Genomic DNA, 20,340 nt, shown 5'->3' with positions numbered 1-20,340 from the left:
TACAAGGCCGCTGCGATATAAACCGCCGCCGCGGGGTTTGTCCCTTGCGAAACATAACCATATTCGGTCTCCGGCAAGGATACCGACCCCGCGGGCAGTCCACTTTATCTGGAAACCGTGAAAAAGGCTTGGCCCTCGATGGCGAGCGGGAAAAGCGCATGGGCAGTGCACAATTCAATTTTTTCTTGTCATTCCGCACAAGGCCGATAGGCCGCAGATGCGGAAGGCCGAGAGGTTGTGAGCCCTCTCTAAATCAGTCCGCAAACTCTCGACCTTCCGCATCTACGCATAGCTCCGTGCGGAATGACAGGAAAAAGGAATAATTCGTTCTGGTATCAGGACATCAGTGCCGGATCGGGTTTTCTGGCTTCCGGCGGGGCGTCCTTCGTAATGGCGGGCCTCTTCACGATATGCGCGCCGAAGCGTTTGCGAAGCGTCATGAAGGGTTTTTCGACGAGGAAGAAGGAGAAAATAGAAATGCCCAAACTGCCGACAACGGCAACGCTGAGCTGCGCCAGTCCCGGCTCCATAAATCTGTGAGACAGATCCAGAACGGGGAAATGCCAGAGGTAAAGCGGATAGGAGAGCCGTCCCATCCAGACGAGCGGCCAGAGCTCCAATATACCAAGGCTCCACCGAACCGGGCGAAAGAAATAGAGGTTTAACACGAGAACAAACAACGCCGCGCCTTGGAGGCTGTATCGCCAAACATAGCGGAAGCTTTCATCGCGCAGGGCAAAGCAAAGGAGCAAAATCGCCCCCGCCCCGATAATCGGAAACCAGCCGATGAGTTTTTGAAACAGCCCTTCCCGAATATCCTTATCAAGCAGAACAGAGAGGAGGCAGCCCCAAACGATGGAATCAATTCGGGCGTCCGTCATCATGTAATTATAATCAACGACCGGAAGGGTTTCGAAAGTGGAATAGGTAAATAAACGCCATAAAGGCACAAGCGCGAGAAGCCCCATTAAGGCCCAGATCAAGCGCCGTTTGAAGATCCCGAAAATCACCATGAGGAGCGGAAATATGAGATAAAAATGCTCTTCCACCGCCAGCGACCAGAGATGTGTCCACGGCATAAAGGGCAGCTCCCCTCCGGCCCGAACGGCGACTTGATAGATATTGGTGAAATAACCGAGGGCGGCCGTAAATTCGAGAGGTTTCGGGCCGCCCTGCCCTAACCCCAGATAAAGCGCCGTGCTCCCGACCACCATGAAGATCAGCGCCGGATAGAGCCGGACAATTCGCCGGATATAAAAATCCTTGAGATGGATTTTTCCTTTTGTCCGCGCCTCCGCCAAGAGGAGCCGCGTAATCAGAAAGCCTGAAATGAAAAAGAAAACCGTCACCCCAAAGCCGCCCGGAACAAGCGTCGTCAAACCGAAATGCGCGATGATGACGATCAGAACGGCAATCGCCCGGATGCCGTCCAGTCCCGGAATATATCCGTATCGGGCCTCGGCCGTCAGCGGGGCCTCTGATGTCAGTCGCTTAAACATGGCAAAGCCATAAGCCAAAATGTTTAAGATTGTTTTCCTGCCTCTCAAGGTCGGAACCAAAGAGTTTCGCCCGTTTAAACGTAAATCTTCATTAACTATAATTGTCTACCCCCGCCCTATGGTCACTGTTCCCTATTCCGAACTGCAACTTCGCTCGCGTAACCGCGCGCTCGGTGATTTGGGTCAATTTCTTGTCATATCGATATTTATTGCCGTTGTAATTTTTGCGAGCGGCGCGGGTGTCGGCATCCTTTTCCCAGAGCTATTTGCCAGCACGGATCAACTGGCCGCCGAAAGTCCTCTGGCGCGATATGTCTGGTACCCGGTTTATCTTTTAGTCCTGCTCCTCAGCCTGCCAAAACTGATGGAAATTGTGCGTCTTGCGACGTTCTCGCCAATTCTCATTCTTTGCGTTCTGTTTTGCGGTCTTTCCATGTTCTGGTCGATTGACCCGCCAACGACTTTGCGGCGCTCTATCGCGCTTTTGCTCACCAGCTATATCGGCCTGACTTTGGCAGCGTGGTTTAGCTGGGGCCGTCTGGTTCAGATTATCGCGATCGCTTTTCTGTTTATTGGGCTGATTACCATTGCCCTCGTTGTTATGGATCCGGGCCGAGCCATTATGCAGGAAGTCAATGCCGGGGCCTGGCGCGGACCTTTTGCCGAGAAAAACCAGCTTGGCGGAATGATGACAAAGGGATTGATTGCCGCCATTTGTGCCTTCGCCCTGCGTCCCAAACGCGGATGGCTTTATCTGCCGATTGCCCTGTTATGCTTTGGGTTGGTCATTGCCTCGACATCAAAAACGGCTCTCTTGATATCCATGCTCTGCATCGGGACCTATATTTTTCTAAAGCTCTATCGGACTAATCCCGTCACCCGTATTCCACTCATTTTCACACTTGTCATGAGCATTGGGTTTCTCTCCGTTGCTCTGGCGATGTTCCCTGAGGTTATGTTCGGGATCATCGGCAAAGATCCGTCTCTGACAGGGCGGACGGATATCTGGGCGCTTCTGAGCGAGGCTATCCAGCAGAAATTCTGGCTTGGTTATGGATATGGTATATTTTGGGATGACCCTTTGGGGCCGTCCTATATTGTTCGGCAGGTTCTGGAATGGGGAGTCCCGACAGCCCATAATGGCTGGATAGAAATCTGGCTTTCGGCCGGAATCGGAATCGTTATTTTATTCGCACTGCAAATTCTGCTGACACTTGGTTTTGCGGTTTATAATATCAGATGCGGCGGGCGTGAAACCTATTGGGTCGTGCTGATGCTCTTATCCTATATCGGATTTTCCATGTCCGAGAGCGCAATCCTTCAGCAGAACAGCCTGTCCTGGATATTATTCGTCGCCACTTGCGCCAAACTCTTTACGCTCCAACACGACTTCCGACCCTTAAGAGATGAAAACAAATTCGAGTCTAATCAATCGTTTCGATCTTGAGGGTGTTCGTTGTGCCCGGACGGCCAAAGGGCACGCCGGCGGTGATCATGATACGATCCCCTTTAACGAGGCCAACATTATCTTTGGCCAGCTTATTCACACTGGCCACCATGGTATCGAAACTCTCCGGATCTTCTGTCACGACTGGCAAGACGCCCCAGGAAAGCGCCAAGCGGCTCGCCGTTCGCGCTTGCGGGGTCAGGCCGACAATGCGGCAGGGCGGGCGCTCGCGGCTGATCCGCTGCACGGTAGATCCTGTAAAGGTGAAACCGAGCACGGCTTTGCATCCCAATGTACGGGCAATTCCGCCGATGGACTGGCCAATCGCGTCTTCGGCAGTCGGTTCATGAGGCAGCGCCATCTGCTCAAAATACTGCCAATATTCGGGATCATTTTCGGCAGCCACAATTATTCGGTCCATAATCGCCACAGCGGTCGCGGGATGACGCCCTACGGCGGTTTCCGCCGACAGCATCACGGCATCCGCGCCCTGGTAAATAGCTGTCGCCACGTCCGACGCTTCGGCCCGTGTCGGGGTCGGCGCGTCAATCATGGACTCGAGCATATGGGTCGCGACAATCACCGGTTTTCCAAGAGCGCGGCACTTGCGGATAATTTTGCGCTGGACTACCGGAACCTGCTCAAGCGGCAGTTCTACGCCAAGATCGCCACGCGCCACCATGGCTGCATCTGCCATCATCAGAATGGAGTCCAAGTCCTCGACGGCCGAAGGTTTCTCGATCTTCACAATAATTCCAGGCTTGATATCGCCTGAATGGTCTTGAATAATTTTACGGGCGTCGATGACGTCTTGGGCGGTCTGCACGAATGACAAAGCAATGTAATCCACGCTTTGGGTTAGGGCGAAAGCCATGTCCTCCCGGTCTTTGTCTGTCATCGCGCTCATAGGCAGGACGGCATTGATCACATTAATGCCTTTGCGGTCTGACAGCGTGCCAGGAACGTCGACCCTGGCGTGAAGGCGACCTTCTTTCTTCTCTAAAATCGTGACCTGCAATTTGCCGTCATCAAATTTCAGGATGTGACCTTCGTCCAGCGCTTCGATAAGTTCAGCATGCGGCATACGAATGAGGCCATCCTCACCAAGATCAGTCGAGTTTTCGATGATGACTGTCTCGCCATAGCGCAACTCTATCGAGCCGTTTTTAAACGGACCGCAGCGAAGTTTTGGTCCCTGCATATCCGCCACAATCGTGATGGGGTTACCTGTCGAGGCTTCAACTTCCCGAATATTCTTAACCGATTGGGCGTGGTCTTCATGAGACCCATGCGAGAAATTTAGACGAAATGCGTCGACACCGACATCATGCAATAGTCGCAGCGTATCCGGAGAGCGGCTGGCCGGCCCAAGAGTTGCTAGAATTTTGGCAAAACGTTTACGCATGACTGACTCGCTATAGGTGTTCGCAATCGCCCATAGTCCGATCACAGCCAAATTGCACCCTTAATCTCCGTAAAGGCCTAGATTATCTTAGAAGAACCTGAAGAAATACCTCAAGCAAATCCTTTAGACTGGCACCGGTTTAACAGCGCGAAGGCGGCAGATAGAGAGCTTGTCCAATATCAATCGCGAAGTCATTGCCCAGGCCGTTTGGCGCTTGGACCTCTTCAACATTTACGCATAGGCGCCGCGAAATATTATATACTGTGTCTCCACTACCGACGACATAATTGGCAGATGGTTGATTTGTGTATGCAGGCTGAACCGCTCTTGTTTCTACGCTTTGCGATCCACGACCAGCTTGGACCGTATTGTTGACGGATAATACATTCTCCGAATAATCATAATCTTCAACGGTCTCTGGGACATATACGCCATAGCCTGGCGTACCGACCGCGGAAGGCCTCACAACTGTCACCTCGTCAGAATAGTCATTCTGTGGTGCCGTCGAATTTGCATAAGTAACATTAGCTCCGGTTGAGGGCTGTCCAGCTTGTTGGTCCAGTTCAGACGCTCTCATATCCGGGCTGACATAGACCACTTTTGAGTTTTGAGAATTTGCTGCCATCCGGCTTACCTGTCCGGCTTCTTCGTATGTTGAAGAATATTGATAGTTCGGATTCTCCTGCGCAGTGGCGCAGGCCGTCAAAGCCAATAAGCTACCAAATAAAAATAATTTCTGGATCATCATAATTCCCTCCACATTTTAAAGATCAGAATCGCATTTTATGACTAATGTTTCGTTAATCCTGTGCAGTTCGGGACCTGACCAGTTGACGAAACAGATGTGACGGATAAACTCTGCACATATATATCGCCGGAGTTTTTTATGACGATCACGACACGCCCGATTGAATATAAGGATGGAGACCTGACTTGTATTGGATATTTGGCATGGGATGAGAGTTATGCCGACCCTAAACCCTGCGTTTTAGTCAATCACGCTTGGGGCGGACTGGACACTTTCGCACAGGACAAAGCAATACAAATGGCCGCGCTGGGATATGTCGGCTTTTGTCTGGACAATTACGGCAATGGGGAACAGCCGGAAACCACTGAAGATAAAATGGAGCGTATGACTCCTTTGAAAGAAGACCGCGCAAAGCTTCTAAAACGCCTCAAAGCGGGTTATGACGCCGCCGCGGCGCTGAAGGAGGTTGACGAAAAAGCGATGGCGGCGATTGGGTTTTGCTTTGGCGGCTTATGCACGCTCGATATGGCGCGGGCAGGCTTGGACCTTAAAGCGGCTATTTCCTTTCATGGTCTATTGGACGCCCCTGATCTGCCTAAAAATAAAATTAAATCCAAAGTTCTTATTGCTCATGGCTGGGATGATCCTATGGCGCCGCCAGAAGATGTTGTCAGCATCGGTAAAGAAATGGCAGAAGCCGGCTGTGACTGGCAGCTTCATGCTTACGGAAACACCTCTCATGCCTTTACTGTCCCTGGGGCCGATAATGATGAGCTAGGCTTACAATTCAATCCAGACAGCGAGCGTCGTTCCATCATGGCAGCGCAGGATTTACTCGCAGACGTCTTTGGCAATCATGGAGTTAAATCGGCCTAAGCGTCGATCAATATTTTGGAAATACTTACAACCACCGAAGCGCTGGCTGAGTTTTGCGAGCATGCGGCGGCGCAGGACTTTGTCTGCGTCGATACCGAGTTCATGCGCGAGAGCACATTTTACTCCATACTTTGTCTGATACAAATGGCGACCCATGAACGCGAGGTGGTTGTTGATCCGCTTGCAGAGGGGATAGACCTCGAGCCTTTTTGTAAAATGCTCATGGATGAGAGCGTTACTAAGGTGCTCCATGCGGCGCGACAAGATATGGAAATTTTCTATCAGCTGTGTGACGCCGTTCCTGGCCCCATATTTGATACACAGATTGCGGCTATGGCACTGGGGTTCGGAGATAGCGCCGGATATGGCGCACTCGTTAAAGGCCGGCTGAATATAAGCCTTGATAAAGGCGCGCGTTTTACCGATTGGGCGCGACGGCCGCTATCGGAAAAACAGCTTTCCTATGCTTTGGCCGATGTCACACATTTGCGGGATCTCTATCCAGGCGTCATAGAAGAGTTGAAAGACAGAGGGCGTCTCAAATGGGTGAAAGAAGAAATGCTCCCGCAAATGAAGGAGAACCTTTATACATTCGAACCGGAGGAAGCATGGCAAAGGCTCAAGGTTCGAAATCCAAAGAAACAATATCTCGCGGCGCTTAAGGCCGCTGCCGCTTGGCGAGAGCGAGAAGCCATTGCCAAAAATGTCCCGCGCCGGCGAATCCTCAAAGATGACGCCATGTATGATCTGGCACAGCAAAAACCTCGAGACCTTAAAGCCCTTGAAAGATTAAGAGGTATCCCTCGCGGTTTCGAAAAGTCCCGTTCGGCCCAGCCTCTTGTGGACGCGATTAGCGCCGCCGTGGATAATGCGGCTGAATATGCCCCGCCTGCCCCGAAAGTTCAGCACATGCCGCCCAATTTGGGACCGCGCGTTGAAATGTTACGGACCCTTTTAAGACTTCGAACAGAAGTCGTCGGACTCGCGACGCGTCTAGTCGCAAATTCTGCTGACATCAATAAACTCGCCGCCTTTGGCGAGGACGCGGATATCGACGCGCTTAAAGGCTGGCGGCGGGAAATTTTCGGAGAGGACGCTCTGGCATTACTGGACGGCAAACTCGCTTTGCGATTGGACGGGGAAGACGTAGTCGTGGAACCTGTCGGCTCAGCTTAACCGACGAAATGTGAGCCGGAAAATGTATGACTTTCCGGTCTATAGCCGACCGTTCGAATATTCACCGCCGAATGAGGCGCTCTCTGTTATTGCAGAAACGGAAGATTATCTCTTGGCGGACAAGCCTGCTGGTCTGTTAAGTGTCCCCGGTAAATCTGAACCGGACTGCCTGGAAGCGCGGGTTCAATCCTATTGCCCAACTGCCCTGACCATTCACAGGCTTGATATGGCCACCTCCGGTCTAATAATATTTGCCAAGAACAAACATGCCCAACGCCATCTCGGCCTGCAATTTGAGAAGCGCCAAACTGTGAAAACTTATCAGGCGGAAATAGCCGGGCACCCAAATGCAAAGAGCGGACGATTGAACCTGCCGATCTGGACAGATTGGCCGCACCGGCCCCGACAAAAAATTGATTTCCAGCAGGGCCGAAACGCTGTCACAGACTGGACGGTTATAAAAAGGAGTTCAAACACAACCCATGTGGGCTTGTACCCCGTAACGGGGCGGTCACATCAACTACGTCTACATATGCTCTGCTTGGGCCATGCCATTATCGGAGACAGGCTTTATGCGGCAGACGAGATCTTTCAACACAGCAAGCGATTACACCTCCACGCAGAAACCTTGAAATTTCGTGAGCCCACGGGCGGAGCTTGGGTCGAGTATCACTCTCCCTGCCTGTTTTAAATTACTTGGCCTCTATTTGTGACAGAGGTAGCTGCGTGGTGAATTTCAGCTTCTCCATAGCAAAACTGGCCGAGACATCCGAAAGACTAATCCGGCTAATGAGACGCTGATAGACCCTGTCATAATGCGCCACATTCGAAACCAACATTTTCATAATATAGTCAACATCACCAGCAAGGCGGTAGAACTCGACTATTTCCGGCATATCCCGAACCGCCTTGTCGAAAGCTTCGGACCAAGCCTTGGAGTGATCATCCGTACGGACGGATACAAATATTGTGAGCGGCAGTCCAACCTTTTCATTATCAACCAAGGCAACGCGGCGCTCTAGAACTCCCGTTTCTTCTAGAGCTCTAACGCGGCGCCAACATGTATTTAAAGAAACGCCAATTTCGTCGGCGATAGACTCAAGGGAGCGAGTCGCATCTGATTGAAGAATTTCTAAAATTTTTACATCATAATGTGTAATTTTTTCTTTCATGATCTCATTATATCAAATTTTTTTATTTTTTACTACTGAATTAGGAGTTTCATGATGAAGTCTTTTGATGCGGGGCGCGATACTCTTTTCGTAAATTGGAAAGGGACGCCATGACTCCAACGCTAGAAAAGCCAATAATGGATTTCCGCCTTCCGGCGATGTTCAAAACATTGGAACGACTTGTCGGAAACACACCCATGGTTGCGGTGGATATGCTCTATCTCGGCGCCCCTGTCACAATTTATGCCAAGTTGGAATATTTCAACCTTTCAGGCTCCATTAAAGACAGAATGGCGCTGGAAGTGCTTCGCTGCGCTTATGAATCCGGTGCATTGCGCCCGGGCGATTTGATTGTCGAAGCGACGAGCGGAAATGCCGGCATCGCTTTTTGCGCCTTGGGCCGGGCTTTGGGCCATCCCGTTCGGATTTATATGCCAGATTGGATGAGCCAAGAGCGCATTTCTCTGATGAAGAGCTATGGCGGGGAAGTTCGGCTTGTGACTCACGAGGAAGGCGGCTTTGTCGGCTCTATTGCAATGGCCGAAGATTTAGCGCGATCCCGCAATGATGTGTTCTTACCGCGACAGTTCTCTAACGAAGATAATTGCAAGGCCCATTGCGGCACCACCGGGCCGGAAATAGCACGCCAACTCGGAAGCTGCCCTGACGCGTTTGTTGCAGGCGTTGGCACGGGCGGCACGGTTATGGGGGTCGGTAAAGCCTTGAAAGCACTTTGCCCGAACATCAAAATTCATCCAATGGAGCCCGCCGAAAGTCCAACCCTGTCAACAGGGCACAAAGTAGGCAAACACCGTATACAAGGCGTCTCGGATGAGTTCATTCCAGACATTGTCTGTTTGAATACGCTCGACAAGGTGATCTGCGTCAATGACGGTGATGGGATTATTATGGCGCAAAAGCTCAGCTCCGAGCTCGGTCTCGGAGTGGGTATTTCATCAGGTGCCAACTTTATTGCGGCGCTCAAAGTTCAGCAGAAAATGGGCCCCGAGGCAAAGATCGCTACGGTTTTCTGTGACGACAGTAAGAAATATTTATCGACCGATTTGACTAAGGTTGAACCGGTAAAAGACAACTATTTAAGCCAAGATGTGAAGCTGATAGGTTATCGGGTTCTGTAGGAGACTTATGTCACCTTCATTCCTACGCATTACCCTGTGCGGCCAGTAATATAATCCTGTGTCCGGCTATCCCCCGGGTTTGTAAATATTTTCTCGGTGGCGTCATACTCAATTAATTCGCCCATATAGAAAAAAGCCGTGTTGTCGGATACACGCGCCGCCTGAGCCATAGAGTGAGTTACGATAATAATGCAGTAACGCTCTTTCAGCTCTTGTATCAAAGCTTCGAGTTTAGCTGTCGCGATCGGATCAAGGGCAGAGGCGGGCTCATCCATTAAAATGACTTCGGGATTGACGGCAATAGCCCGGGCAATCACCAAGCGCTGCTGCTGCCCACCGGAGAGCCCTGTCCCCGGAAGTCTCAGGCGATCTTTGACTTCTTCCCACAGACCCGCGCGGCGCAAGGATTTTTCGACTAATGCATCCATTTCGGCTCTGCTGGAGGTCAGTCCGTGAATTTTAGGCCCGTAAGCAACATTATCGTAAACAGATTTAGGGAACGGGTTCGGCTTCTGAAAAACCATGCCCACTCTGGCACGCAATAAGACAGGATCCAGATTTTTATCGTAAATGTCTTGCCCGTCCATCGTGATAGTGCCGGCGACCCTCGCCCCGTCAATTGTATCGTTCATACGATTAAATGTACGCAAAAATGTGGATTTTCCGCAACCGGACGGGCCGATAAAGGCGGTGACGCCTCTATCCGGAATATCCATATTTATGCCGTGAAGGGCTTCGAACTCACCGTAGTGAACACGGACGTCCCGACAAATAAATTTTGGATCTTGAATTTCCATAATCGAAGAATCTCTATCTGCGTTTCTCAAGGCGGTTTCTAAGCCAAATCGCCAACCCGTTCATGAGAACAAGTATAAATAAGAGGACAATAATGGCCGCGGCTGTTCTCTCCGACCAGGCTCTCTCGGCACTATCAGACCAGAGGAAAATTTGCACCGGCAGAGCTGTTGACGGGTCTGTCACGCTCTGGGGCACCTCTGTCACAAAGGCAACCATACCTATCATCAACAGCGGAGCGGTCTCGCCCAAGACCTGAGCCATCGCGATAATGGAACCAGTCAAAATACCCGGTGCGGCCAGAGGGAGTTTTTGTTGAAAAACAGCCTGTGTATGTGATGCGCCGAGTGACAGAGCCCCATCGACTATGCCCGAACCAACAGAACGAAGCGCCGCCCGTGTGGCGACCACAATCGTCGGAAAGGCCCGCAATGCCAAAACCATACCGCCTACCAAGGGGATGGATCGCGACAGTCCGAAAAAGTTAATAAAAATCGCGAGTCCTAAAAGGCCAAAAACAATGGAGGGCACAGCCGCCAAATTATTGATGTTAATTTCGATGAGGTCGGTCCAGCGGTTTTTAGGGGCGAATTCATCCAGATAAAGGGCGGAGCCAACTCCAATCGGTAGTGCCAAAAGAAAGGCGATCGCCACAATCATGACAGAGCCCACCACAGCGCCGGCAATACCCGCCAGTTCCGGATCCCGGCTATCAGGCTGGGTGAATAAAACCGTATTGAATTTCTTTTCAATAATTGCACGCTCTTTCAAAGAATCAATCCAGGCAATCTGATTGTCTGAAACCTGTCGACGTGACTCGGGTTGGTCCCGGTCGATATAGCCTTTGAGAAGTTGGTCGACCTGATCCGATGTCGGGACGCTAACCGTAACAGTTCGACCGATTAGGGAGGGGTCCTCATACACCATTTCGCGTATTTGATGCGTCGCTCCGGACGCCGATGTCAACGCGAAAAGTTCTTGTTTCTCCCGGCGTTCTGTGACGTCTGGGAATAGTTCATACATGGCGTTTTGCATGACCCGGCGGTAATTCGCCCCTCTGAGCTCTTGTCGATTATTATAGTCGTCGGGGGAAATGACAGAGGCCTCTATGTCCACTTCCAAAGTCATGAAATTTTGCTGGAACGCGGTAAAACCTGTTCCGACGAGGCTAAATAATAACCATCCCAGAGCTGCCAGTGCGAACAGCACTGCCGCCCGGCCCCAGAGCCGGAATCGCCACTCTTTTCCGCGTCTGGATTTCAGACGCTTACTCGCCCGCGCAATAGTCTCTTGCGACTCTCTACGGGCTTCATTTTCGGTGATGTCGGTTTGCGTTGCCATCAATCATATCTCTCGCGGTAACGGCGGACGACGGACAAAGCGATCATATTCAAGATCAAAGTGATGACGAACAAAACCAAGCCCAGAGCAAAAGCTGCCAACGTTTTCGGACTGTCAAATTCCTGATCGCCTGTCAGCAAGGCGACAATCTGAACTGTCACTGTCGTGACCGCTTCAAACGGATTTCCCGTCAGGTTAGCGGCGCGACCCGCCGCCATAACAACAATCATGGTCTCGCCAATCGCCCGAGAAACGGCCAGAAGAAACGCACCAATTATGCCCGGCAGAGCCCCCTTGAAAACGACCTGCTTCATTGTTTCCGATTTGGTCGCGCCCAAAGCGTAGGACCCGTCCCGAAGGGACTGCGGAACAGCATTAATTACGTCATCAGACAGGGAGGAAATGAGAGGGATAATCATGACGCCCATTACAACGCCAGCGGCCAGCGCGCTCTGGGTCGGAACAGCAAACCCCATACTCTCAGCAAAAGTCCTGATCGTTGGGCCGACTGTCAGCAAAGCAAAAAAGCCATAAACCACGGTCGGTATACCAGCCAGAATTTCGATGATAGGTTTGACATATTTCCGCGTTGTCGCAGAGGCATATTCCGACAAATAAATTGCAATCATCAGACCAACAGGACCGGCAATGGCCATAGCGACAAGCATTATCAAAAACGTACCAGCGAAAATCGGAACCGCCCCAAAACTCCCTGATTGTCCGGCTTGATCCGCGCGAAGAGCCATTTGCGGGGACCATTGCAGTCCAAAAAGAAAGTCCAAAAACGGCACTTTGGAGAAAAACCGAAGGCTTTCAAACAAGAGAGAAAGCACTATGACAAATGTCGTAAAAACAGCGATGAAAGACAAAACAATCAAGCAGGCATGGATAAATCGCTCTACCCATGTCCGGGCCGCGAAATCCGGCTTAATCATCCGATTTAGAAAAAAGACAAGCGACGCCCCTGTTACGAGCATCAAAGCCAGCCAAGTTAAGTCATAAGCCTGGCTGCCATTTCGAAAGTAAAGCCCTGCCACAAAAAGAATGAGACAAACAAAACCTACCAGCCAAGCGGTATAATATCCATGATAGCTCGCTTGCGAGTGCCACCCGGATCCTTTGAGCAGTTGCAAAGGCTGAGTTTGATTTGCCCGGCTTAATAGGTATCGGTCAAATGCCAGATTCTTATTATAGATATACCCACCGACTGTCAGCACAGCCATAAGAATCAGAATATAGATTATGATCTGATCCACTGGGGTTTCCTCTCATCCAAAGTTCGGGGCCCGCATAAGACAGATATACTATGCTTTTGTGACAATCCGTCACCTGGTCACAGTTGGCTGATCCGATGGAGAATATTACTGGCTATAAGTTCTAAGCGCCTCGACATCCTCGCGCACTTTATTGCGTTCCGGATCTGGGAGGGGGACAAGACCGATCTCTTCAAGATACCCCCCTTCTCCAACGGCTTGGTCAGATGTAAATTCTAAAGCATATGCCTTCAGACCTGGCGTCACCTCTATATTCGCTTTTTTCAAATAGAAGTATAAAGACCGAGACACTTTATATTGCCCGGAGGCAATATTCTCGAATATGGGCTCCACTCCGCCAATATTGGCTCCTTTTATTTTATCAATGTTCTGATCCAGAAAGGAGTATCCAAAAACGCCGAGCGCCGTCGGTGTATTGACGAGAGTTTGAACCAGGGCATTGTCATTCTCGCCGCTATCAATCCAATGACCGTCTTCTCGAACAGTGTGGGCCGCGACTTCAAAGGCATCACCATCCACCTCTGCCAGCTCGGCCAGACATTCTATTTCCTTCGCACCACCCTCCATGGCGATTTCGACAAAAGCGTCGCGTGTCCCTGACGTTGGCGGCGGGCCATAAGCCTCAATGGTCGTTTCGGGCAGGCTAGGTTCAATTTCTGACCACTTCTCGTAAGGATTTGGACGCATCGTGCAATCTGTCTCGGATGTGGGGATGTTTTTGGCAAATGCGAGATAAATGTCTTTCATCGACATATCCATCACAGGGGCGTCTAGCGAATTTGCCAAGACGATGCCGTCAAATCCGATTTTGACTTCGACGATATCCGTTACACCATTTTTCTGGCAGAGTTCGAATTCTGACTTTTTTTGACGTCGAGAGGAATTTGTAACATCCGGGGTTTCCGGTCCCGTTCCGCCGCAGAACAATTTATGCCCGCCGCCTGAGCCTGTTGCCTCAACAACGACATTATTCCCCGTGATGTTTTTAAATTCCTGCGCCACTTTAGTGGAAAATGGGTAGACAGTTGAAGAGCCAACGACCCTGACTTCGCCGGACTCGGCCCGGCCAAACTCTGTTTCAGAGGGCTGACAGCCTACCAATGCGAGTAGAGAAAAAATTGCACTGTGAACGGCTTTAATTCTCATATTACACCTATTTATGTAAAATCTACCAAACCTGCTAATCAAACCGGGCAGTAATACGGGCCCATGCCAAAATTTCGTGTCAGTTTCTTTCATAATTTACGACAGATTTACGACAAACTCAGCTTCTGAATTCTTATCCCTCAAATCTTTCGACTCATCTCCTAAGAAAAGTCAAAACATTTCATAATACTACCCGTAAAGCTTAGAAATTAAGGGCTTATATAAGAATCAACTTGTCTCTTTGTGTATAACCTCACCTAGCATTCCTTATCGTGATAGTTATAGCAGACCCAATAAATTTGTGTGCAGAACAACTATTTTATGTGTTTGTCATAAAACTGTTCATTCTTTGTCATACGCCTGTAACAACTCGTAAGAAAAAGCTCCAAGCCTGAATCAGGCAAGACTTGTAGGAGAATTGAATGTCTTTTCTGGGCATAGAAATACTAGCCATTCTAGGCTTTTTGGTCGCGGCCTATTCTGTTGTTGCCAATGATGCGATTCAAACCTTGGGGACTTTCTTATCATCCAATTCCAAGCGGCCTTGGTGGGTTTTGTGGTTATTTGCGGCCACTGTTCTTGTCATTGTTATGATTTATGGATTTTACACAAATGCCGGAGATATTGCGTTTGGACGGCTAAACCGGCTTCCCTACCCGGAAGGCGGCGTGAAATGGTATCATGTCCTCCCTCCGATCGTTCTCTTATTCCTAACTCGCTTTGGTATCCCTGTTTCTACGACCTTCTTGGTTTTGACCGTGTTCGCCTTGACTGGCGGAGCGGAAACAGAGGGCGTTTTAGGCAAAATGCTTATCAAGTCCGGCATGGGCTACATTGTGGCTTTTGCAGCAGGTATTTTGATTTATGCCATTATTTCCAGAGCCTGGTCACGTTGGATCAGTAATACGCGTGATCACCCGCTTCCTTATTACTGGACCTTGATACAATGGGCCTCGACAGCTTTTCTTTGGTGGCAATGGCTCGCGCAGGACTTTGCAAATATCTTTATTTTCCTGCCGCGCACGACGACCGAAATTGACGGCGTCACGCAAGTTGCGTTTAACACCCCTACTCTAGTTTTTGCGACCATTATAATGGTCGCTTTGCTCGGCTGGGTGTTTAAGTCCCGAGGCGGTAAAATTCAGGGAATTGTTCTGTCTAAAACCAATACGACGGATGTTCGGGCTGCCACTCTGATTGACCTTATTTTCGCGCTCATCCTATATTATTTCAAGGAAATGAACGACGTGCCCATGTCAACAACCTGGGTGTTTCTGGGCCTTATCGCAGGCCGCGAATTGGCCATTAGTCTGATTGCGAATCTCCGCCCTTTGAAAAAGGCTGTTCGAGACGTTCTTTTGGATATGGGCAAACTCTTCTTTGGTCTTATTGTCAGTATTGTTCTGGCAGTTATCGTTCCTTGGATTGCCACAGGTAACCTGATCACGCTTTAGTCGATGGCCTGCTTATAGCTGCGCCATCGTTCCAACAAAACGTATGGTCAAAGTATGAAGGAAAGAGCTATCATCTCTGTCCTTAGCTAGTCACTTACACACCCGTGAAATAACATTTCGCCAGCCAGGCATGACTACGGTCATGCGCGTTTCTAATGGCGCAGGGGACAGAACAAATGTGCCTGAGACTCTGGAGAGTCACGCCTCAAATTTTCATGAAATCAAATGGTACGGGTGAAAGGACTTGAACCTTCACATCTCTCGATACCAGAACCTAAATCTGGCGCGTCTACCAATTCCGCCACACCCGCACGATGCTCGCACCTCAAAGAGGTGGTAAGTAGGCGCGCGGATTAGCCGTCTGACCCCTCTTCGTCAACCGTCTTTTGCAATCATCGGTGCTTTGTGCAGTGACCAATAATAAGCGATACTACCACTGATAATATTCGCGGCTGCAATTCCAATAAAAGCGCCTCTGAGATCATCGAGGCTAACGCCGATAGCGACCAATGGGGCGTAAAGTAAAAGGGATCTAATGACGGTATAACTCAGACCGTAGAGAGGGCGTCCCAAGGCATTAAAACCTGCCGCGCTGACAAAAACGAATCCATATCCGGCAATTGTAATAGGGACAATCCAGAAATAGGATTTGGCAAGATCATAGACTTGCGGGTCATTCGTAAATAGCCCTGTTATTGGACCGGCCAGAACAGCTAATATAATAGCCATTCCGGTGCTCCAATAGAGACAAATTTTATAGCAAACCCGGAATGTCTCCTCAACACGATCGGTCAGTCCCGCCCCGCCATTCTGCCCCGTTACGGCGCCGATACAGGCAGAAAGTCCGTAAAGTACGCCTACAGAAATCAGCTCTGCGCGGCTCGTTAACGTAAAGGCAGCATTATAAATGTCGCCTCCGGTTCTCTGGACGGCCGCAACCGCAAGAAAAGTCCCTGCCGGAACCACAACATTTGTGACTGCTGCAACAATTCCAACCCGTCCAATAATCCACCAGGCATGTCGAATAGAGGCCATTGTCATATGAGCAAAATCAACGGCTTTCCGGCGGAATTGGACGATATAGAATCCGAAAATGGCGGCTATTGAATTTCCCAGAACGGTTGCGATCGCCGCGCCTTGTACCTCTAGCCGCGGAAAAGGCCCAAACCCAAATATCAGGAATGGATCTATAATGATATTGAGGATGGCGCCCATGATCATGATGGCAGACGGAAGAATAGCTTCTCCGCCTGCGCGCAATATGTTGTTCGAAATCATGGCAATCGAAACGACCACCAAGCCAGGCAAAGAAATCAACATATATTCCCGGGCCATCTCCCGCGCTTGACCCTTTGCGCCCAGGAAATCGAGAGCAAAAGGCAAAGTGATCCAGATAAAAGCCACGGTCAAAGTCATGACGAAGAGAGCGAAAAGAATTGCCGCCGCAGCATGACGCTTGGCTTTTTCATATTGCCCACTGCCAATGGCTCGGCTGAGTGCGCTCATCGTACCGGCCCCAAGACCGATATTTACGCTATTACCCAAAAATGTGAGAGGGTAGGCAAATCCGACTGCGGCGAGCGCCAAGACACCCAGAGCTGGATCGCCGTCTATATTGGTTAAATTACCCAGATAAATTGTGTCGACGATCCCAGCCGAAAGCAGAGCGATGACCGCAATCGCGAAAGGACCGAGCATCCGGAAGATATGCCCCTGAACAGGCCCTTCAGTCAGATCGACCTTACCCTTTCCGGATGTAAGGGGCGGCGTAATAGCTTCCGGTAATACCTCAGAAAGCTTGGCATCAAGCGTTTCATCAGGCTCAGCTCTGTTATCGTCTGTCAATCGTTACTCATCTCGATGGGACGGAGCAAATGCCGCCAAAGTTGCCATTTGAGCAATTTCTGACGCGGTGGCCCCCAAGGAACAAATTTGGACGGGTTTTTCCAAACCAGTCAGGAAAGGCCCCAAAACGGTAGCACTTCCAAGGGCGTCCAATAACTTCGTAGAAATCGAAGCCGAATGAATGGCCGGCATGACGAGAACATTCGCCGCATCCGTCAAACGTGAGAAAGGGTATGTAAGAACATGAAGCGGGTCGAGCGCGACATCCGCCGCAATATCTCCTTCATACTCAAAATCAACATCTCGCCCGTCCAATATTTCGACGGCCTTACGGACTTTCAGCATACGTTCTCCAATAGGATTTCCGAATGTCGAGTAAGATAAAAAGGCCACGCGAGGCTCGAAACCGAATTGCCGCGCAAAATGAGCTGTTGTTTCCGCAATATCTGCCAAGTCCTCGGCTTCTGGTAGTTCGGTTATATTGGTGTCGGCAATAAATAATGTCCTGTTTTTATTTACCACAACACTCACGCCCATCGTGCGTTCATGTTCGACATGGTTCAGAACAAGCTGAACGTCATTCAATGCGATGTCATAGCTCCGGGTAACCCCCGTCACCATACCATCCGCTAATTCATGATGCAGCATCAGGGCGGAGAAAACATTCCGATCATTATTGACCAGGCGTTGCGCGTCGCGGCGAAGGAAACCTTTGCGTTGTAATCTGGAGTAGAGATAATCCGTAAATTCTGCATTTCGATCAAACAACCGCGCATTTAGGACCATTAAACTATCTGGCTTTTCGATGCCCAAGAGCTTCATATTATCATAAATCGGCTTTTCCCGACCGATCAAAATAGCTTTGCCAAGACCGCGTTGCTGGAAAGCCTGAGCCGCGCGAATAACGGCAGGCTCTTCCCCTTCAGCAAAAATAATCGTTTTCGGATCCTGCTGAACTGTAGCCGTAATGCCTTGCAATATAGCCGCAGTAGGATCCTGACGTCGCGCCAAGGATTTCCGATAAGCGTCCATATCCTCAATAGGCTTGCGGGCTACGCCTGTATCCATGGCGGCCTGCGCCACATAAGGCGGAATTTCAGAAATAAGACGGGGATCAAACGGGGCCGGAATAATATATTCCGGTCCATAAGACGGGCGCTTACCGTGGTAAGCCGCCGCCACTTCTTCAGGGACGTCTTGTCGCGCCAAATCAGCCAGAGCTCGGGCGCAAGCAAGCTTCATTTCCTCATTTACGTTTCGAGCCCGCACATCCAGCGCGCCGCGGAAAATATAGGGAAACCCTAAAACATTATTGACCTGGTTTGGATAATCGGAACGCCCGGTCGCAATGATAGCATCATCGCGCACATCTTTAATGTCCTCGGGCAGGACCTCTGGATCAGGATTAGCCATGGCGAAAATAATCGGTTTCGGCGCCATGGAGGCAACCATTTCCTTGGTTACAATACCGGCAACAGATAGTCCGAAAAAGACATCCGCCCCATCCATCGCTTCAGCCAAAGTCCGCTTATCAGTCTCAACGGCGTGCGGCGCTTTCCATTGGTCCATATATTCCTTGCGACCTTGATAAATAACCCCCCGACTATCGACAACAATTGCGTTTTCATCCTTAACGCCCATTGCTTTAACCAGATTGAGAACAGAAAGGCCTGCGGCTCCGGCCCCGGAAAGGACGAGTTTCAAATCCTCGAACTTCCGGCCCGTCAGGTGACATGCATTTATCAAACCTGCTGTCGCGATAATGGCTGTGCCGTGCTGGTCATCATGGAAGACGGGAATATCAAGTTTGTCCCGAAGCTCCTGCTCTATGATGAAGCATTCCGGAGACCCGATATCTTCCAGATTGATGCCCCCAAATGTGTTGCCAAAACGCTGAACGCATTCAATAAACTTCTCGGCGTCTTCTTCCTCAACTTCAATGTCAAAACTGTCGATATCCGCGAATCGCTTAAAGAGGACAGACTTACCTTCCATGACCGGTTTGGACGCCATCGCGCCCAGATTCCCGAGTCCCAAAATCGCGGTTCCGTTCGAGATGACAGCAACCATATTGCCCTTGGACGTGTAGTCGTAAACCGTGTCCTTATCTGCTGCGATAGCTTCAACAGGAACCGCCACGCCCGGAGAATAAGCCAAACTCAAATCACGTTGTGTCGCCATAGGTTTTGTCGGCTGGAGTGACAATTTACCCGGAAATGGTTTGGAGTGAAAATCCAAAGCCTGCTGGTCAGTGATATATGTCCGTTTCGGTGGACGCGGTTCGAGTTTTGCCATTCGTAAGTCTCGTTCTGTCCCTGATTCATCGCTCTATTTCTAGGTCACGACAATAAAGGTCTTAAAGTCAATGATACAATAGGTTTATTTGTCACTTAAATTTGCAGGCTCATAACGCCGTTTGCCTTCCAATCCTACCCATAATTGCTTTTATATTGAATTCTGCTGATTAAAAATAAGGCGCGACCAGTTGTTGTCGCCCAATAGAAGTGCAATAATTCCTTTACCGGTCACTCTATCAAACTGGCCCGTTCGCGTGACTCGACTCTGATGCCTTCAGATTTCAGAAGTGAGTCGATTTTCAACCGTCCTGACGATTATCATGACGGTCTTTAGGAGGAACCCATGAAAAAAATTGAAGCCATCATCAAGCCGTTCAAACTCGATGAAGTCAAAGAAGCCCTGCAAGGCGTTGGCCTGCAAGGTATGACCGTTGTTGAAGCCAAGGGCTTTGGCCGCCAAAAAGGGCATACAGAACTCTATCGCGGGGCAGAATATGTTGTGGACTTTCTACCCAAGCTGAAACTCGAACTAGTTGTCGCTGACGATCAAGTCGAGTCAGCTCTTGAAGCCATTCAAACGGCCGCGAAGACAGGCAAAATCGGCGATGGCAAGATCTTTGTTTCTGACGTCAGTCAGGCAATCCGTATCCGGACAGGCGAATCCGGCGACGCGGCACTTTAATTTCGTCGACGCACAGACTTAAAACAACTTAAAAGAACCTTTTG

17 protein-coding genes and 1 tRNA gene are annotated in these 20,340 nt (G+C 50.0%); 7 read left to right on the top strand and 11 right to left on the bottom strand.

Annotated features, from left to right (window positions below; genetic code table 11):
• Window positions 1-335: 335 nt before the first annotated feature.
• The gene (locus tag ACN0IC_RS13030; RefSeq protein ID WP_416879215.1) at window positions 336-1,499 is read right to left on the bottom strand and encodes an acyltransferase family protein; all 1,164 of its coding nucleotides are present in this window, start codon (window positions 1,497-1,499) and stop codon (window positions 336-338) included.
• A gap of 19 nt (window positions 1,500-1,518) precedes the next feature.
• Here ACN0IC_RS13030 and ACN0IC_RS13025 point away from each other — a divergent pair, with 19 nt between their 5' ends.
• Window positions 1,519-2,946 (top strand): O-antigen ligase family protein, encoded by a 1,428-nt coding sequence (locus tag ACN0IC_RS13025; protein ID WP_416879214.1) that lies wholly within the window; start codon window positions 1,519-1,521, stop codon window positions 2,944-2,946.
• Here ACN0IC_RS13025 and pyk read toward each other — a convergent pair.
• Window positions 2,924-4,351: a pyruvate kinase gene (gene pyk / locus ACN0IC_RS13020; protein ID WP_416879213.1), complete on the bottom strand. Its 1,428-nt coding sequence runs from the start codon at window positions 4,349-4,351 to the stop codon at window positions 2,924-2,926. The two genes, ACN0IC_RS13025 and pyk, sit on opposite strands and share 23 nt — an antisense overlap.
• Before the next feature lie 139 nt (window positions 4,352-4,490).
• Window positions 4,491-5,099, bottom strand: a complete 609-nt coding sequence (locus ACN0IC_RS13015) for a LysM peptidoglycan-binding domain-containing protein (protein WP_416879212.1) — start codon at window positions 5,097-5,099, stop codon at window positions 4,491-4,493.
• 138 nt (window positions 5,100-5,237) lie between these two features.
• On the opposite strand from ACN0IC_RS13015, the gene ACN0IC_RS13010 reads away from it, so the two are divergent.
• Genes ACN0IC_RS13010 through ACN0IC_RS13000 form a run of 3 tightly spaced genes read left to right on the top strand, consistent with a single transcriptional unit; the run spans window position 5,238 to window position 7,842 of the window.
• Window positions 5,238-5,975, top strand: a complete 738-nt coding sequence (locus ACN0IC_RS13010; RefSeq protein ID WP_416879211.1) for a dienelactone hydrolase family protein — start codon at window positions 5,238-5,240, stop codon at window positions 5,973-5,975.
• Between the two features lie 21 nt (window positions 5,976-5,996).
• Window positions 5,997-7,151 (top strand): ribonuclease D, encoded by a 1,155-nt coding sequence (gene rnd / locus ACN0IC_RS13005; RefSeq protein WP_416879219.1) that lies wholly within the window; start codon window positions 5,997-5,999, stop codon window positions 7,149-7,151.
• Window positions 7,152-7,173: 22 nt separating this feature from the next.
• Complete coding sequence (locus ACN0IC_RS13000; RefSeq protein ID WP_416879210.1) at window positions 7,174-7,842, top strand: pseudouridine synthase; 669 nt, start codon at window positions 7,174-7,176, stop codon at window positions 7,840-7,842.
• 1 nt (window position 7,843) lies between these two features.
• On the opposite strand, the gene ACN0IC_RS12995 is transcribed toward ACN0IC_RS13000, so the two are convergent.
• Window positions 7,844-8,323 (bottom strand): Lrp/AsnC family transcriptional regulator, encoded by a 480-nt coding sequence (locus ACN0IC_RS12995; RefSeq protein WP_416879209.1) that lies wholly within the window; start codon window positions 8,321-8,323, stop codon window positions 7,844-7,846.
• Window positions 8,324-8,433: 110 nt separating this feature from the next.
• Between ACN0IC_RS12995 and ACN0IC_RS12990 the strand changes: the two genes are divergently transcribed.
• On the top strand, window positions 8,434-9,462 hold the full coding sequence (locus ACN0IC_RS12990) for a PLP-dependent cysteine synthase family protein (RefSeq protein WP_416879208.1): 1,029 nt from the start codon (window positions 8,434-8,436) through the stop codon (window positions 9,460-9,462).
• Window positions 9,463-9,491: 29 nt separating this feature from the next.
• On the opposite strand, the gene pstB is transcribed toward ACN0IC_RS12990, so the two are convergent.
• The 4 genes from pstB to ACN0IC_RS12970 form a co-directional block, all read right to left on the bottom strand.
• The gene (gene pstB / locus ACN0IC_RS12985; protein WP_416879207.1) at window positions 9,492-10,259 is read right to left on the bottom strand and encodes a phosphate ABC transporter ATP-binding protein PstB; all 768 of its coding nucleotides are present in this window, start codon (window positions 10,257-10,259) and stop codon (window positions 9,492-9,494) included.
• A 13-nt stretch (window positions 10,260-10,272) separates the two neighbouring features.
• Window positions 10,273-11,598: a PstA family ABC transporter permease gene (locus ACN0IC_RS12980; protein WP_416879206.1), complete on the bottom strand. Its 1,326-nt coding sequence runs from the start codon at window positions 11,596-11,598 to the stop codon at window positions 10,273-10,275.
• Window positions 11,598-12,854: a phosphate ABC transporter permease subunit PstC gene (gene pstC, locus ACN0IC_RS12975; RefSeq protein ID WP_416879205.1), complete on the bottom strand. Its 1,257-nt coding sequence runs from the start codon at window positions 12,852-12,854 to the stop codon at window positions 11,598-11,600. The genes ACN0IC_RS12980 and pstC overlap by 1 nt, the downstream gene beginning before the upstream one ends.
• 105 nt (window positions 12,855-12,959) lie before the next feature.
• Complete coding sequence (locus ACN0IC_RS12970; protein WP_416879204.1) at window positions 12,960-14,018, bottom strand: substrate-binding domain-containing protein; 1,059 nt, start codon at window positions 14,016-14,018, stop codon at window positions 12,960-12,962.
• A 431-nt stretch (window positions 14,019-14,449) separates the two neighbouring features.
• Here ACN0IC_RS12970 and ACN0IC_RS12965 point away from each other — a divergent pair, with 431 nt between their 5' ends.
• Window positions 14,450-15,472 carry a hypothetical protein gene (locus ACN0IC_RS12965; RefSeq protein ID WP_416879218.1) on the top strand — a complete coding sequence of 341 codons (1,023 nt, stop codon included), beginning with the start codon at window positions 14,450-14,452 and terminating at the stop codon, window positions 15,470-15,472.
• 226 nt (window positions 15,473-15,698) lie between these two features.
• Here ACN0IC_RS12965 and ACN0IC_RS12960 read toward each other — a convergent pair.
• The 3 genes from ACN0IC_RS12960 to ACN0IC_RS12950 form a co-directional block, all read right to left on the bottom strand.
• Window positions 15,699-15,783: transfer RNA gene (locus ACN0IC_RS12960), tRNA-Leu, on the bottom strand.
• 64 nt (window positions 15,784-15,847) lie between these two features.
• Window positions 15,848-17,317 carry an MATE family efflux transporter gene (locus tag ACN0IC_RS12955; protein ID WP_416879203.1) on the bottom strand — a complete coding sequence of 490 codons (1,470 nt, stop codon included), beginning with the start codon at window positions 17,315-17,317 and terminating at the stop codon, window positions 15,848-15,850.
• Window positions 17,318-17,320: 3 nt separating this feature from the next.
• Window positions 17,321-19,612, bottom strand: a complete 2,292-nt coding sequence (locus ACN0IC_RS12950) for an NADP-dependent malic enzyme (RefSeq protein ID WP_416879202.1) — start codon at window positions 19,610-19,612, stop codon at window positions 17,321-17,323.
• A 345-nt stretch (window positions 19,613-19,957) separates the two neighbouring features.
• Here ACN0IC_RS12950 and ACN0IC_RS12945 point away from each other — a divergent pair, with 345 nt between their 5' ends.
• On the top strand, window positions 19,958-20,296 hold the full coding sequence (locus ACN0IC_RS12945) for a P-II family nitrogen regulator (protein WP_415811315.1): 339 nt from the start codon (window positions 19,958-19,960) through the stop codon (window positions 20,294-20,296).
• The last annotated feature ends 44 nt before the right edge of the window (window positions 20,297-20,340 follow it).

Origin of the sequence: Litorimonas sp. (assembly GCA_029936425.1) — a bacterium.
GTDB lineage: Bacteria > Pseudomonadota > Alphaproteobacteria > Caulobacterales > Maricaulaceae > Litorimonas.
This window is presented reverse-complemented; position numbering and strand designations above follow the sequence as displayed.